Genomic DNA, 14,920 nt, shown 5'->3' on the forward strand with positions numbered 1-14,920 from the left:
GGCTGAAGGTTTCGACGCGGCCCTGCACGTGCGGTGCGATCTTCATCATGTAATCGGAATTGAACGCCCACTTCTGCACGCGCGCAGCGAACTCTTCCACCGGCAGGTCACGCAGCCACTGACCGTTGAGCCAGGACAGTTTCTCGATGTCAAAGATCGGCCCGCCGAGGGACACGCGCTTCAGATCGAAGTTGTCGACCATTTCCTGCAACGAGAACTTCTCGCGCTCGTCCGGCATCGACCAGCCCATGCGGCCCAGGTAGTTGAGCATCGCTTCGGGCATGAAGCCCATGCGCTCGTAGAACGTCACCGAAGTCGGGTTCTTGCGCTTGGACAGCTTGCTTTTGTCCGGGTTACGCAGCAGCGGCATGTAGCACAGCTCCGGTTGTTCCCAGCCGAAGTACTCGTAAAGCAGGATCAGCTTCGGTGCCGATGGCAGCCACTCTTCGCCGCGCAAGACATGGGTGATGCCCATCAGGTGATCGTCGACCACGTTGGCCAGGAAGTACGTCGGCAGGCCGTCGGTCTTCATCAGGACTTGCATGTCCATGCGGTCCCACGGGATTTCAACGTCACCGCGCAGCATGTCCGGCACCACGCAGACGCCTTCGCTCGGCACCTTCATGCGGATAACGTGGGGCTCACCAGCGGCCAGGCGACGGGCGACTTCTTCCTTGGACAGCAGCAGCGCGCGGCCGTCGTAGCGCGGGGTTTCGCCACGGGCCATCTGCTCGGCGCGCATCTGGTCCAGTTCTTCGGCGGTGCAGAAGCACGGGAACGCATGGCCCAGGTCGACCAGTTGCTGGCAATACTTCTGATAAATATCGCCGCGCTCGCTTTGACGGTATGGACCGTGCGGGCCGCCGACGTCAGGGCCTTCGCTCCATTCGATGCCGAGCCAGCGCAAGGCGTCGAAAATCTGCTGTTCGGACTCGCGGGTCGAACGCAGTTGGTCGGTGTCTTCGATCCGCAGGATGAACTCACCGCCGTGCTGCTTGGCAAAGCAGTAGTTGAACAAGGCGATGTAAGCGGTACCTACGTGGGGATCCCCGGTAGGCGATGGCGCGATGCGAGTGCGGACGGTGGTCATGGCATGTCTCGAAAAGAAAAAAGCAAAGTTCAAACAAGGCGCGAATGGTAACAGGCGACACCCGCCCGGCTCCAGCGAACAGGGCATTTAAGCCAAGGTTGCGGCTGTAACACCCGTATGCCGCGGATATCGGCCGACGGCATTTACCGTTTATCGGCTGTATGCCAGATTCACCTGCTGATAACTTCCCTTACAATTTCTCGACTACAGTTTTCCCCATGCCTGCCCAACTCAAGCGTCGCCTGTCCTTTTTCCTGCTGATCATCCTGTTGATTGCCGGGGGCCTGTTTGCCCACTGGTTTTTAAAGGGGCGCTTTTATGAAAGCACCGACAACGCTTATGTCCAGGGCGAGATCACCCGTGTGTCGAGCCAATTGGGCGCGCGTATCGATCAGGTGCTGGTGCAGGACAACCAGCATGTCGAGAAAGGCCAGTTGCTGGTCAAACTCGAAGGCGACGACTTCCGCCTCGCTGTCGACCGCGCCAATGCCGCCCTGGCCACCCGCCAGGCCGAGCGCCTGCAAGCCCAGAGCAAACTGACCCAGCAGGCCAGCCTGATTGCCGCCAGCGAAGCGCAAGTCGCGTCCAGCCAGGTCAGCCTGGGCCGTTCGCAGATCGACCTGACCCGCGCCGAGACCTTGCGCAAACCCGGTTATGTCTCGGAAGAACGGGTGACCACCCTCTCCGCCGAATCCCACATTGCCCGCTCGCAAGTGGCCAAGGCCCAGGCCGACGCGCAAAGTCAGCGCCAGCAGGTCAATGCACTGACCGCCGAGATCAAACGCCTCGACGCGCAGATCGCCAACGCCAGGACCGACCTCGCCCAGGCAGAACTGAACCTGACCCGCAGCGAAATCCACGCACCTATCAGCGGCCTGATCGGCCAGCGTGCAGCCCGCGAAGGCCAATACGTGCAGGCCGGCGCTTACCTGTTATCGATCGTGCCGGATGAAGACATCTGGATTCAGGCCAATTTCAAGGAAACCCAGATCGGCCACATGCAGCCCGGCCAGAAAGCCGAGCTGACCTTCGACGCCTACAGCGACACCCCTATCGAAGCCCGGGTCGACAGCCTGTTCGCCGCCTCGGGTGCGCAGTTCAGCCTGTTGCCGCCGGACAATGCCACGGGCAACTTCACCAAGGTCGTACAACGGATTCCGGTAAAACTGACCTTCGCCGCGGACAACCCGTTGCGCGGCAAGATTCGTCCGGGCATGTCAGTGACCGCCAAGGTGAACATCAAGGACGCGCCTGAAGATGTCACCAGCAAAGTGAGCAGCAAAGACGCCGCTGACAATGGCCGGTGATCAACTGATCCGCCCGATCGGCGAACCGACCCGGCGGGACTGGATTGCGGTGATGAGCGTGATGCTCGGCGCCTTCATGGCGGTGCTGGACATCCAGATCACCAACTCCTCGCTCAAGGACATCCAGGGCGCGCTGTCGGCGACCCTGGAAGAAGGTTCGTGGATCTCCACCTCGTACCTGGTGGCGGAAATCATCATGATCCCGCTCACCGCCTGGCTGGTGCAGTTGCTGTCGGCGCGACGGCTTGCCGTGTGGGTGTCCCTCGGGTTTCTAGCGGCCTCCCTGCTCTGCTCCATGGCCTGGAGCCTGGAAAGCATGATCATGTTTCGCKCCTTGCAGGGCTTTACCGGCGGCGCSCTGATCCCSCTGGCATTCACCCTGACCCTGATCAAACTCCCGGAACACCACCGCGCCAAGGGCATGGCCATGTTCGCCATGACCGCCACCTTCGCCCCCTCCATCGGCCCGACCCTCGGCGGCTGGCTGACGGAAAACTGGGGCTGGGAATACATCTTCTACATCAACGTCCCGCCCGGCCTGATCATGATCGCCGGCCTGATGTACGGCCTGGAGAAGAAAGAAGCGCACTGGGAGTTGCTGAAAAGCACCGACTACGCCGGCATTCTCACACTCGGCGTCGGGCTTGGTTGTTTGCAGGTTTTTCTGGAGGAAGGCCATCGCAAGGACTGGCTGGAGTCGAACCTGATCGTGACCCTGGGCAGCATCGCGCTGGTCAGCCTGATCACCTTTGTGATCGTGCAGTTTTCCAAACCCAATCCGCTGATCAATCTCGGCATCCTCGGCAACCGCAACTTCGGGCTATCCAGTATTTCCAGCGTCGGAATGGGGGTCGGGTTGTACGGCTCGATCTACCTGCTGCCGCTGTACCTGGCGCAGATCCAGAACTACAACGCCCTGCAGATTGGCGAAGTGATCATGTGGATGGGCGTGCCGCAGCTGTTTCTGATCCCGCTGGTGCCCAAGCTGATGAAGTTCGTCTCGCCAAAATGGCTGTGCACGCTGGGCTTCGGGCTATTCGGGTTGGCGAGCTTCTCTTCGGGCGTGCTGAACCCGGACTTTGCCGGGCCACAGTTCAATCAGATCCAGATCATCCGCGCCCTGGGCCAGCCGCTGATCATGGTCACCATCTCGCTGATCGCGACCGCCTACATCCTGCCCCAGGATGCGGGATCGGCATCGAGCCTGTTCAACATCCTGCGCAACCTCGGCGGGGCCATCGGCATCGCCCTGCTCGCCACGCTACTGGATGCGCGGACCAAGGTTTACTTTGACTACTTGCGTGAGTCGATCGTGCCGAGCAATCCGYAGGTGGCCGAGCGCATTACCTCGTTGACCGACCGACTGGGCAGTGAAACGGCGGCACTGGGCAAACTCAGCGAGATCGCGCATCAACAGGCGTCGATCATGGCCTATAACGATGCGTTTCATTTTGTCGGGATCGCGCTGGGGATCAGCATGCTGGCGGTGTTGCTGACCAGGAAATTGCCGGAGGGGTTGAAGGCTGGCGAGGCTCACTAGTTGATATTTACTGCGCCCTGACTGGCCTCATCGCGAGCAAGCTCGCTCCCACAGGGTTCAGTGTGATCCCTGTGGGAGCGAGCTTGCTCGCGATGAGGCCAGTTCAGACACTACAAATCAAACAGTGATCAACCGCTCGCGCAACTTGGTAATCTCGTCGCGCATCTGCGCCGCTGCTTCAAACTCCAGATCACGCGCCAACGCATACATCTTCTCTTCCAGGGCTTTGATACGCTTGGCGATCTCGCCCGGCGAGCGCAATTCCGCTTCGTATCGGGCGTTTTCCTCGGCGGCCTTGGCCATGCCTTTGCGCTTCTTGCTGCGCGAACCGGGCACGGTGGCGCCTTCCATGATGTCGGCAACGTCCTTGAACACGCCTTTGGGCGTGATGCCATTGGCCAGGTTGAAGGCGATCTGCTTGTCGCGACGACGCTCGGTTTCACCGATCGCCCGTTCCATGGATCCGGTAATGCGGTCGGCATAGAGAATCGCCCGGCCATTGAGGTTACGTGCCGCGCGCCCAATGGTCTGGATCAGCGAGCGCTCGGACCGCAGGAAGCCTTCCTTGTCGGCATCGAGGATCGCTACCAGCGAGACTTCCGGCATGTCCAGGCCTTCACGCAACAGGTTGATGCCCACCAGCACATCGAAGGTGCCGAGGCGCAGGTCGCGGATGATCTCGACCCGCTCCACGGTGTCGATGTCCGAGTGCAGATAACGCACGCGCACGCCGTGATCCGCCAGGTAATCGGTCAAATCCTCGGCCATGCGCTTGGTCAGCGTGGTGACGAGCACCCGCTCCTCGACTGCGACGCGCTTGCTGATTTCCGACAGCAAGTCGTCGACCTGGGTCAGTGCCGGGCGAATCTCGATTTGTGGGTCCACCAGCCCGGTCGGGCGCACCACCATGTCAATGACGCGCCCGGCGTGTTCGGCTTCGTAGTTGCCCGGGGTCGCCGAGACGAAAATCGTCTGTGGGCTGATGCTTTCCCACTCATCGAAACGCATCGGCCGGTTGTCCAGGGCCGAAGGCAGGCGGAAACCGTATTCGACCAGGGTTTCCTTGCGCGAGCGGTCGCCCTTGTACATGGCGCCAACCTGCGGAACGCTGACGTGGGACTCATCGATCACCAGCAAGGCATCGGCCGGCAGGTAATCGTAAAGGGTTGGTGGCGCCGCGCCGGCTTCACGACCGGACAGATAGCGCGAGTAGTTTTCGATGCCGTTGCAGTAACCCAGTTCGAGGATCATCTCCAGGTCGAAACGGGTGCGCTGCTCCAGGCGCTGGGCTTCCACCAGTTTGTTGTTGGAGCGCAAGTATTCCAGGCGCTCCTGCAACTCGACCTTGATCCCTTCGACCGCGCCCATCAGGGTTTCCCGTGGCGTCACGTAGTGGCTCTTCGGGTAGAAGGTGAAACGCGGCAGTTTGCGAATGACTTCGCCGGTCAGCGGATCGAACGCCGACAGGCTTTCCACTTCATCGTCGAACAGCTCGATGCGGATCGCCTCGAAATCGGATTCCGCCGGGTGGATATCGATCACATCGCCACGCACGCGGAAGGTCGCGCGGGCAAAATCCATGTCGTTGCGGGTGTATTGCAGGTCCGCCAGGCGTCGCAGCAATTCACGCTGATCGAGCCGGTCGCCGCGATCCACGTGCAACACCATTTTCAAATAGGTTTCCGGGCTGCCCAGGCCGTAGATGCAGGACACCGTGGTGACGATGATCGCGTCCTTGCGCTCAAGCAATGCCTTGGTCGCCGACAAACGCATCTGTTCGATGTGGTCGTTGATCGAGGCGTCTTTCTCGATGAAGGTGTCCGACGACGGCACATAGGCTTCGGGCTGGTAGTAGTCGTAGTAGGAAACGAAATACTCCACCGCGTTGTTCGGGAAGAACGCCTTGAACTCACCGTACAACTGCGCCGCCAGGGTCTTGTTCGGCGCCAGCACCAGAGTTGGGCGCTGCACCTGGGCGATCACATTGGCGATGCTGAAGGTCTTGCCCGAGCCGGTCACACCGAGCAGCGTCTGGTGCGCCAGCCCGGCCTCGATACCCTCGACCATCAGGCGGATGGCTTCCGGCTGATCGCCGGCGGGCTCGAAACGGGTGACTAGCTGGAATTCAGACATGAAATACCTCTGGATCACTCTTGCCGGCAAAACCGGCACGAACGAGAAAGACCGCAAACGACCGATGTCGCCCGAGAAAAAAAACTGGATTGTGCTCAATGTGGAGCCGATTGCCAGCGCTTTCAAGGCAAACGTCCTACATCCGGTAAAGTCTCCGACACGACCAATCGACTAACGGTCGAAAAATAATCGGAAAAACTTAACCGAAAAGCCGAATCGCCTGTCGCCAGCAATCGCCGATGGCCTCTATACTAGCTCCCCGTTTGTGCACCGCTCTAGTGCATTCGGCTGGAGCGCGACACGTCCCTCCACTCTCCATTCAGAGCCGCCGCAATAATGAGCCTGTTCTCCGCTGTCGAAATGGCACCACGCGATCCAATCCTGGGCCTCAACGAAGCATTCAACGCCGATACCCGTACCAACAAGGTCAACCTGGGGGTCGGTGTTTACTGCAACGAGGAGGGGCGAATTCCACTCCTGCGCGCCGTTGTCGAAGCCGAAACCATTCGCGCCGCTCAACACCTTTCCCGTGGCTACCTGCCAATCGACGGCATCGCCGCCTACGACCAGGCCGTGCAGAAATTGCTGTTCGGCAATGACTCGCCGCTGATCGCCGCTGGCCGCGTCATCACCACCCAGGCCGTTGGCGGTACTGGTGCTCTGAAAATCGGTGCCGATTTCCTCAAGCAACTGCTGCCGAACGCCGTTGTGGCAATCAGCGATCCGAGCTGGGAAAACCACCGCGCGCTGTTCGAAACCGCCGGTTTCCCGGTACAGAACTACCGTTACTACGACGCCGCGACCCACGACGTGAATCGTACCGGCATGCTGGAAGACCTGAACGCGCTGCCAAACGGCTCGATCATTGTGCTGCACGCCTGCTGCCACAACCCGACTGGCGTGGACCTGAGCCCGGCCGACTGGAAAAACGTCCTGGAAGTCGTTAAAGCCAAAGGCCACGTACCATTCCTCGACATGGCGTATCAAGGTTTCGGCGATGGCATCGACGAAGACGCCGCTGCCGTGCGTCTGTTCGCCGAGTCGGGCCTGACCTTCTTCGCTTCCAGCTCGTTCTCCAAATCGTTCTCGCTGTACGGTGAGCGCGTGGGTGCCCTGTCGATCGTCAGCGAATCGAAAGAAGAAAGCGCGCGCGTGCTGTCGCAAGTCAAACGCGTGATCCGCACCAACTACTCCAACCCACCGACCCACGGCGCCAGCGTTGTTGCTGCCGTACTGAACAGCCCGGAACTGCGCGCCCAGTGGGAAGCCGAACTGGCCGAGATGCGCCTGCGCATTCGTGGCATGCGCACCCAGATGGTCGATCTGCTGGCACAAAAAGCGCCTCAGCGCGATTTCAGCTTCGTCGGTCGTCAGTGCGGCATGTTCTCGTACTCCGGCTTGAGCGTTGAGCAGGTTCACCGCTTGCGCAACGAGTTCGGCATCTACGCCCTGGACACCGGCCGCATCTGTGTGGCCGCGCTGAACCAGAGCAACATCAAGGCCGTTACGGATGCCATCGTTCAGGTGATCTGAATCGCGTCGTGATACGAAAAACGGGAAGCCATGGGGCTTCCCGTTTTTTATTTGTCGCAGATAAATCTCAAAGCACGGGCTCAGCCCTCTAAACTCCACACAATCCAAAATGTGGGAGCGAGCCTGCTCGCGATAGCGATGTACCAGTCACCACTGATGGTGAATGTGCTGTTGCCATCGCGAGCAGGCTCGCTCCTACAGGTTTTGTGTACACCCTGGAATTCCTGCGAGAACCCACATGAAAAACGATGACCTTCGCGCCGACCGCGATGACCTGGATGACCTGGATCACTTCATCCCCCGCCCCCCGACAAAGCGCGGCAACAACCTGGTGATGCAAGTGGCCGCCGGTGTGTTTCTCGGCGGCTTGGCCCTGTGGCTGGTGCAAATGGGGGCCACGGCGCTCTACGCCAAACTGATGCTTGGCACGATTACCTTCGGCGGTTAAGCCAGTTCGGTCGCACGCTGGCTGGCAGCGTCGTCGTAGGCGACATACAGCGATTCCGCGACCTGGCTCTTGATCGCTTTAGTGCTTTCCAGCCCCAGGACAAAACCTTCGGCCTTGCCGCCAGCGCGGTTCAATGCTTCAGCGGTGCCGGCCTGAGTGATGGCGTCGAACAACTTTTCGGCGTGGGGGCCGACACCTTTGGGCAGGCTGATCTGAGCGATGCTCATGGGTGCACCCCGTGGTGTCGAGGTGTGAGGGTCAAATGATTCATGGCGCGTACCTTTTCGGCGAATGGCCGGCAGCGCGTGTCACCACTTCCGGGCGGCCATGGTAGACCTCTGGGGCGATCCTGGTAACCGCCAATCGCCGCTAAACCACCGCCCGTCCTGATGATTCGCTCCAATTGTCATTCAATGCTTGACTTCTCTTTTTGAATCAGTAAGATACGCGCCATTCCGCGATAGCTCAGTTGGTAGAGCAAGTGACTGTTAATCACTGGGTCCCTGGTTCGAGTCCAGGTCGTGGAGCCAGACAAGGTTCCAGAGAAGGCTAATAAAGTCTCTGAAACCCCCGAAAAACCYGCCTTCTGGCGGGTTTTTTCGTTTTRGCRTTCCGTCGGATTCCGGTGGGTACCAGCCGTTTTAAGGGTAGAGTTAGGGATAAAGGTCAGTTCGATAAAAGGGAGTACCCTTATGTCGCGCACTACTGCTCCACTCTCCGACTCCGCTTGCCGTTCGGCCAAGCCCACAGACCGCGCCTACAAGCTTTTCGACGGGGATGGCCTTTACCTTCTAGTCCAACCCAATGGCCGTAAAGGCTGGCGGCTCCGTTACGTCAAACCTGACGGACGGGAAGGACTGACCTCATTCGGCAACTACCCCATCGTTGGCCTCGCCGATGCGCGCCGCAAACGCTTGCAGGTCAAGCGAATGCTGGCGGATGGCATTGACCCCATAGGAGCCAAGAACCAAGCCAAGACGGACGCTCTGATCAAAGGCCGCACCTTTGAAAGCGTTGCCCTCGGCTGGCACACGGAAATGTCAGCCAAGTGGGCACCGGACTATTCCAAGACAGTGATGAGTCGCCTCAAAACTCACCTCTTCCCGCTGATCGGCGCCCGCGCCATTGTCGACCTCGATACCCACGATCTTATGCGGCCCCTGGAAGCGATTAAGAAGCGCGGAACGATAGACATTGCTTTAAGGGTACAAAACTACCTGCAGAGCATCATGCGCGAGGCAAAGCGCCTCCGGCTTATCACCGTAAACCCTGCTTACGACCTCGTTGGCTCGATCAAAGCCTCGCGGGTCGTTCACCGCCCCGCCTTATCCTTATCGCGCTTGCCGGAATTGCAGGAACGGATCGACACCTATAAAGGCCGTGCACTTACCCGGCTGACGGTCTTGCTGTCGCTGCACGTGTTTGTACGATCCAGCGAGCTGCGCTTCGCCCGCTGGAGCGAGTTCGACCTCAAACGTGGCGTCTGGGAAATACCGGACACGCGACCAGCGTTGGAAGGCGTACCCTTTTCCACAAGGGGTACGAAGATGGCAGGGGATATCCATCTTGTACCCTTATCGCCGCAAGCGATCGCCCTGCTCGAGCAGATCAACGCAATCACAGGCAAATTTGACTTGGTGTTCGCAGGCGATACCAAGTCTTGGAAACCAATGTCCGAAAACACGGTGAACAGCGCGCTTCGGAAGATGGGGTACGACACCAAATCCGAGATCTGTGGGCATGGGTTTCGTTCGATGGCCTGCAGCGCACTGATCGAGTCAGGTTTGTGGACGGACACAGCCATCGAGCGGCAGATGAGCCACAAGGAACGCAACAACGTCCGAGCGGCCTACATCCACAAGGCTGAGTTCATTGAGGAGCGCAGACTGATCATGAACTGGTGGAGTCGCTACCTTGAGGCTAATCAGCAGAAGCATGTCAGCCCACGCGAATTCGCCAATCAGACGGGTGCGAATGTCACTCGACTAAAAGCAAAACGTGGCGCAATTGAGTAAGCGCTCGGTTCTCATATCTCAGTGATCCGCTTGTCCACGCGGGTCCATCCAAGCAGGGCTGCAAAGCCGCCCTGCTTGGATGGACCTCACTTAAAAAATCTAAAGCCCACGCAATTATCTGTGGAAAACCACGGTTTTCCATTAGTGGATAATTTCATCCACAGCCGCAGAACTCCCAAAAACCCGAGCCTTGACCCAAATTCTCCACAGGCGTAGAAAAGATCGGGCAAAGCGCTGTCATTGACAGCAACCCAGGTAGCCCGAACCTTTAAGGCTACGCCACACCGTGGTGGTTCTCCCCCAAGTGCGATTAGCGTCCGGCGGCTCGCACGGTCACAGCGATGTGATGGATGCCTACTTTTACCAGTGTGCCCACTGCGGCAACTCATCCCCTTTCATCGCTGCCCTGCAGCAACCTATCCGCTTGGCCATTTCATTGCGCCAACCTGCGCCCGTCTCTTTCTCCCGGAAAGAGACGGGCGCTCCTACCGCTGCTGCAGCCCACCTCGTACAAGGCATTGCGGCAATTCCCCTCGTGACAATCGGCGTGACAAACACCGAAGTCACCAGCAACAGCGATGCCGATGATGGTGCCGCAGCCCACGGAATGGACTGCACCTGACTGACAGTCAGGCACGCCCCGGTCATCGCATCGCTGCCTTCACCCGACTCAGGATCTCGCGGCGCTGGTCTCGTCAGCCAGCGCAGCCTCCACCCGCCCACTTCCTCGGAAGTGCTCAGGGGGTCAGATCATGAGATGCCCAAGCTCCCGGTCGTAAAGAGCCGCCAGTCCCGTGTTAGTGGGCAACCCTCACAGGTCGCAGGGGCCTTGATCCCTGATAACACTCAACATCCTTGGCGGGATGACGTGGGGAAAGTTTTAAAAGTTTTGACTTCGAGAGGAGTTTGATCATGGCATTGAGAGGCAGACGGGCTGGGCGGAATTTTGGCTATGGTCGGCAAATGAGTTATGCCGGACCGCAGGCGTTGCGCGATCTATTTGGCGGCGGGCATTACGGCACGGTCAAGGCGCACAGTGATCCTTGGCAGGCGCTTGTACGCAGGTGTCGGTCGGAGGATGGACCAGCGTTTAACGATGCGCGGATCGAACAGCACGAACGATGTCTTAATTATCTCCTGGATAGTCTCAAAGACTAGCTGAATGCCAGAGTGACGGCGGTGGTGCGCCCCATCCCGATGGAGCGGCTGAGCATAAGTCTAATCCAGCTGTGCGGCTGGATAGGCATGATCCGTATCTAACGTTTTGGCCAAATCGGTCAGACACATTGAGCGGCCAGACCATAGCTGGGTACACAAGCCAGAGATATCCTCGTGTCTCAATGACTCTAATAACAATTATAGGATGTAGGGATGCGCGATTATCATACCGCCGCAAGCCAGTTCAATTACCTGCAAACCGCCGCGCAAGAACTGCACGGTAGTCTGGACGGCCTTAACGCCTGCGTGGAGTGCTGTGACCGACATGCTGCTGGCCAGGATATAGCCTTGTACTGCGAAGCGCAGGACGGCAGCGCCTCGCAGTATACCTTCCGCGAACTACAGGATCAGGCCGCCCGATTTGGCAATTTCCTCCGTGAGCAGGGCGTCCGGCCGGGTGACCGAGTCGCTGGGCTTTTGCCACGAACTGTCGAGCTCCTGATCACTATCCTCGGAACTTGGAGGGTAGGGGCAGTCTACCAACCGCTGTTCACCGCGTTCGGGCCTAAGGCGATTGAGCAGCGCTTGGACTGCTCTGGCGCACGATGGGTTGTCACAGATGCGCGCAATCGGCCCAAACTAGACGACGTCACCGGCTGTCCGACTGTGGTCACTGTTGGCGCCGATCCACTGGGCATCGGCGATTATGATTTTTGGAGTACCCTGCAGCGCCAGAGCAACGACTGTGAGCCGTTGCTTCAGGACGGCGAAGCCCCGTTCCTGCTCATGTGCACTTCCGGCACCACTGGGCCAGCCAAGCCACTGGAAGTACCATTGCGGGCCATTTTGGCTTTCAAGGGTTACATACGTGATGCAGTAGAGCTGCGAGCGGATGATCGCTTTTGGAACCTCGCCGATCCCGGCTGGGCATATGGCCTTTATTACGCGGTCACCGCGCCACTGGCTTTGGGTCACTCGACATTGTTTTACGATGGCCCGTTTTCGGTCGATAGCACCTGTTTGGTAATCAACAAATATGCAATCACTAACCTCGCCGGCTCGCCGACGGCCTTCAGGTTACTTATCTCCACGGGTATGCAATTCGCCGATAGCATCCGAGGTCGATTACGCGTGGTTAGCAGCGCCGGAGAGCCTCTCAATCCCCAAGTCATCCACTGGTTTGCTGAGCACTTAGGCGTAGTCATCCACGACCACTATGGCCAGACCGAGCTAGGCATGGTGCTTAGCAACCATCACGGCCTGAGCCACCCTGTGCTTGAAGGCTCTGCTGGCTATGCCATCCCTGGCCATCGAATCGTAGTGCTTGATGACCGGCAGCAGGAGTTACCACCAGGCCAGCCTGGTGCGTTGGCAATTGATCGCGAGCAATCGCCGCAGTGCTGGTTCGGTGGTTATTTCGGCATGCCAACCAAGGCCTTCGTGGGGCGTTACTACTTGAGCGGCGATACAGCAGAACTCAACGACGATGGCAGCATTAGCTTCGTAGGCCGTAATGACGACGTAATTACTACCTCCGGCTACCGGGTAGGGCCGTTTGACGTTGAAAGCGCGCTGGTGGAGCATCCTGCCGTGATTGAGGCAGCCGTAATCGGAAAACCCGACCCGCAGCGTACAGAGTTGATTAAGGCCTTCGTGGTACTAAACAAGCAATATCTACCAAGCCCGGAACTAGCCGAAACATTGCGGTTACATGTCCGCCAGCGCCTCGCGGCTCATGCCTACCCCCGGGAAATCGAGTTCGTCAATGAATTGCCGAAAACACCTAGCGGCAAGCTGCAACGTTTCATCCTACGCAACCAGGAGATTGCTAAGCAGCAAGTTTGATGCTTAAGAGTCGGGAACGCACGAAAGTTCTAAATTAACTATGCGACGACTTTGATGACTCATCATTTATGTATTTGATGATCTTGAAGCAATCTTTGGATGCTTGTGGGAGCATGACGCCTTAATGCACTACGCATACAGACAGTAGTTTACTAAGTCCGAGTTGCGCTGTGCAGAGAATGCCAAATTTTCATGCTGTAGACTGCCAACTCGGAGGCTCTTCTCACGAAGTGGCCTGATACCGAAATCCCCACTGGATGTGCACTTCATAAATACAACAATACTGAAGGATACATAATATGCAGACAGTTAACGTGTACGCGCTCGCCAGCAATTCAAAGTTCAACCGATTTCACCGTCTCATACTTTTTTGGTGCATGCTAATTCTTGTGATCGATGGTTACGATCTCGCCATCGTTGGTGCGGCCCTTCCCGCTATTATGCAAGATATGCAGATTGCCCCCACTAGCGCAGGAATCATGGCGGGTTCCGCCCTATTCGGCACGATGCTTGGAGCGATCTTCCTTGGAACACTTGCCGACCGTATCGGCCGTCCGAAAATGGTTGCTATGTGCGTCGCACTGTTCAGCCTTTTCACAGCCGGTGCGGGTTTCACTAACGACCCTGTCAGTTTCAGCATCATGCGCTTCATCGCCGGCTTGGGTATTGGCGGCGTATTGCCTGTGTGCACCGCTCAAATGAGTGAGTTTGCCCCTTTGAAACTCCGTACTCGCCTGGTCACTCTGGTATTTGCTGGCTACTCGGTAGGCGGCATTTTAGTTGCCATTACGTCCAAGCAGTTAATTGAGAGCCATGGTTGGCAGTGGGTGTTCTACGTTGCCGCACTACCGGTTCTGCTGATCCCCTTCATCCTGAAAACCATGCCTGATTCCATCGGGTACATGCTGAAGGAAGGTCGTCAGGATGAGCTGCGCAAGGTTGCGCTGCGTATTGAGCCAACATTGAATATCACCAGCCAAACTGAGATGACCGGCAACCTAGCGATTTTGGCTGAGCTGGACGCCCCAGTACGCAATCTATTCAAGGATGGTCGTGGCTTCAGCACGGTGATGATTTGGACAGCGTTCATGACCGGTCTGTTCATGGTTTACGCGCTCAACTCCTGGTTAACCAAACTCATGGCGATGGCTGGCTTCAGCCTGGGCTCAGCACTCAATTTCGTTATCGTATTCAACCTCGGTGCGATCGCTGGAGGACTAGGTGGTGGTTGGCTGGCCGATAAGCTCAACATCAAATACGTTCTGGTAAGCTTCTACATTGTCGGAGCCATTGCTCTGACCCTCATGGGCTATACACGCGACGTATCTCTGTTGTACGCAGTCGTCTTCGTTGTTGGGGCATCCACACTGGGTACGCAGCTGCTGGCCTATGCCTATGCAGGTGACTTCTACCCCTCCACGATACGCTCGGCGGGTGTCGGGTTTGCGTCAGGTGTGGGACGCATCGGGGCGATCGTTGCGCCAGTGCTGATCGGCTGGCTGGTGTCAATGAACCTGCCACTTGAGCACAACTTCATGGCCATCGGCCTGGCCGGCTTGATAGGCGCAGTGGCGGTGACATTGATCAACCAGTCTTGTGCGGATTCCACTCGAGCAAAGAAATCTCTGGCGTTCTCAGCTGAGTGAAGCCTGGATGACTCCACTCGATTTTACTTGAAGAGCGATTGCTGCTTCCGCCTCGCCTCCGTCCTGGTGAACCGTGGCTTGGGCGAAGGCGATACTGTCTCCGCCCTCTACAAGCGGCAAGTTGCCACGTATAAGGGGCTCGTGCGGCAGCCTTCGAAGGCTTAATGGTTGCTGACTCCGAAACTATGCAGCCAGTACCAAAAGA

Annotated in this window: 11 protein-coding genes, 1 tRNA gene and 1 pseudogene; 10 read left to right on the top strand and 3 right to left on the bottom strand. The window is 58.1% G+C overall.

What is annotated here, in order from left to right:
* Nucleotides 1–1,090, bottom strand: a 1,090-nt coding sequence (gene gltX, locus AC1DVH_RS18175) for a glutamate--tRNA ligase (protein ID WP_477754971.1), incomplete at its 3' end; no start/stop codon positions are given.
* 218 nt (nt 1,091–1,308) lie between these two features.
* On the opposite strand from gltX, the gene AC1DVH_RS18180 reads away from it, so the two are divergent.
* A complete protein-coding gene (locus AC1DVH_RS18180; protein WP_477754972.1) occupies nt 1,309–2,397 on the top strand; it encodes an HlyD family secretion protein in 1,089 nt (362 codons plus the stop codon).
* Complete coding sequence (locus tag AC1DVH_RS18185; RefSeq protein ID WP_477754973.1) at nt 2,387–3,937, top strand: MDR family MFS transporter; 1,551 nt, start codon at nt 2,387–2,389, stop codon at nt 3,935–3,937. The genes AC1DVH_RS18180 and AC1DVH_RS18185 overlap by 11 nt, the downstream gene beginning before the upstream one ends.
* 117 nt (nt 3,938–4,054) lie before the next feature.
* Here AC1DVH_RS18185 and uvrB read toward each other — a convergent pair whose 3' ends face one another.
* On the bottom strand, nt 4,055–6,070 hold the full coding sequence (gene uvrB, locus AC1DVH_RS18190; protein WP_477754974.1) for an excinuclease ABC subunit UvrB: 2,016 nt from the start codon (nt 6,068–6,070) through the stop codon (nt 4,055–4,057).
* Between uvrB and AC1DVH_RS18195 the strand changes: the two genes are divergently transcribed.
* The 3 genes from AC1DVH_RS18195 to AC1DVH_RS18205 all read left to right on the top strand — a co-directional run bounded on the left by AC1DVH_RS18195 (nt 6,069) and on the right by AC1DVH_RS18205 (nt 8,051).
* Entirely contained in the window at nt 6,069–6,245 is a 177-nt protein-coding gene (locus AC1DVH_RS18195) for a hypothetical protein (RefSeq protein WP_477754975.1), read from the top strand. The genes uvrB and AC1DVH_RS18195 overlap by 2 nt on opposite strands.
* A 161-nt stretch (nt 6,246–6,406) precedes the next feature.
* On the top strand, nt 6,407–7,603 hold the full coding sequence (locus AC1DVH_RS18200; protein WP_477754976.1) for an amino acid aminotransferase: 1,197 nt from the start codon (nt 6,407–6,409) through the stop codon (nt 7,601–7,603).
* A 238-nt stretch (nt 7,604–7,841) separates the two neighbouring features.
* Nucleotides 7,842–8,051 (top strand): hypothetical protein, encoded by a 210-nt coding sequence (locus AC1DVH_RS18205; protein WP_477754977.1) that lies wholly within the window; start codon nt 7,842–7,844, stop codon nt 8,049–8,051.
* On the opposite strand, the gene AC1DVH_RS18210 is transcribed toward AC1DVH_RS18205, so the two are convergent.
* Nucleotides 8,048–8,278 carry a hypothetical protein gene (locus tag AC1DVH_RS18210; protein ID WP_477754978.1) on the bottom strand — a complete coding sequence of 77 codons (231 nt, stop codon included), beginning with the start codon at nt 8,276–8,278 and terminating at the stop codon, nt 8,048–8,050. The genes AC1DVH_RS18205 and AC1DVH_RS18210 overlap by 4 nt on opposite strands.
* 227 nt (nt 8,279–8,505) lie before the next feature.
* Here AC1DVH_RS18210 and AC1DVH_RS18215 point away from each other — a divergent pair.
* The 5 genes and pseudogenes from AC1DVH_RS18215 (at nt 8,506) to AC1DVH_RS18235 (ending at nt 14,715) form a co-directional block, all read left to right on the top strand.
* Nucleotides 8,506–8,581 (top strand) — tRNA-Asn (locus tag AC1DVH_RS18215).
* Nucleotides 8,582–8,743: 162 nt separating this feature from the next.
* Nucleotides 8,744–10,066 carry a tyrosine-type recombinase/integrase gene (locus AC1DVH_RS18220; RefSeq protein ID WP_477754979.1) on the top strand — a complete coding sequence of 441 codons (1,323 nt, stop codon included), beginning with the start codon at nt 8,744–8,746 and terminating at the stop codon, nt 10,064–10,066.
* 912 nt (nt 10,067–10,978) lie between these two features.
* A pseudogene (locus AC1DVH_RS18225) lies at nt 10,979–11,200 on the top strand (integrase domain-containing protein); the annotation flags it as partial.
* Between the two features lie 237 nt (nt 11,201–11,437).
* Nucleotides 11,438–13,069: an AMP-binding protein gene (locus tag AC1DVH_RS18230; protein WP_477754980.1), complete on the top strand. Its 1,632-nt coding sequence runs from the start codon at nt 11,438–11,440 to the stop codon at nt 13,067–13,069.
* Between the two features lie 299 nt (nt 13,070–13,368).
* Complete coding sequence (locus AC1DVH_RS18235; protein ID WP_477754981.1) at nt 13,369–14,715, top strand: MFS transporter; 1,347 nt, start codon at nt 13,369–13,371, stop codon at nt 14,713–14,715.
* Nucleotides 14,716–14,920: the final 205 nt, after the last annotated feature.

It is taken from the genome of Pseudomonas sp. P4_C3, from assembly GCF_056402075.1.

Coding starts and splice junctions, on each gene's coding strand:
- AC1DVH_RS18230 (WP_477754980.1), top strand. CDS start 11,438: ATGCGCGATTATCATACCGCCGCAAGCCAGTTCAATTACCTGCAAACC.
- AC1DVH_RS18235 (WP_477754981.1), top strand. CDS start 13,369: ATGCAGACAGTTAACGTGTACGCGCTCGCCAGCAATTCAAAGTTCAAC.
- AC1DVH_RS18195 (WP_477754975.1), top strand. CDS start 6,069: ATGAAATACCTCTGGATCACTCTTGCCGGCAAAACCGGCACGAACGAG.
- AC1DVH_RS18205 (WP_477754977.1), top strand. CDS start 7,842: ATGAAAAACGATGACCTTCGCGCCGACCGCGATGACCTGGATGACCTG.
- AC1DVH_RS18200 (WP_477754976.1), top strand. CDS start 6,407: ATGAGCCTGTTCTCCGCTGTCGAAATGGCACCACGCGATCCAATCCTG.
- AC1DVH_RS18180 (WP_477754972.1), top strand. CDS start 1,309: ATGCCTGCCCAACTCAAGCGTCGCCTGTCCTTTTTCCTGCTGATCATC.
- AC1DVH_RS18210 (WP_477754978.1), bottom strand. CDS start 8,278: ATGAGCATCGCTCAGATCAGCCTGCCCAAAGGTGTCGGCCCCCACGCC.
- AC1DVH_RS18220 (WP_477754979.1), top strand. CDS start 8,744: ATGTCGCGCACTACTGCTCCACTCTCCGACTCCGCTTGCCGTTCGGCC.
- uvrB (WP_477754974.1), bottom strand. CDS start 6,070: ATGTCTGAATTCCAGCTAGTCACCCGTTTCGAGCCCGCCGGCGATCAG.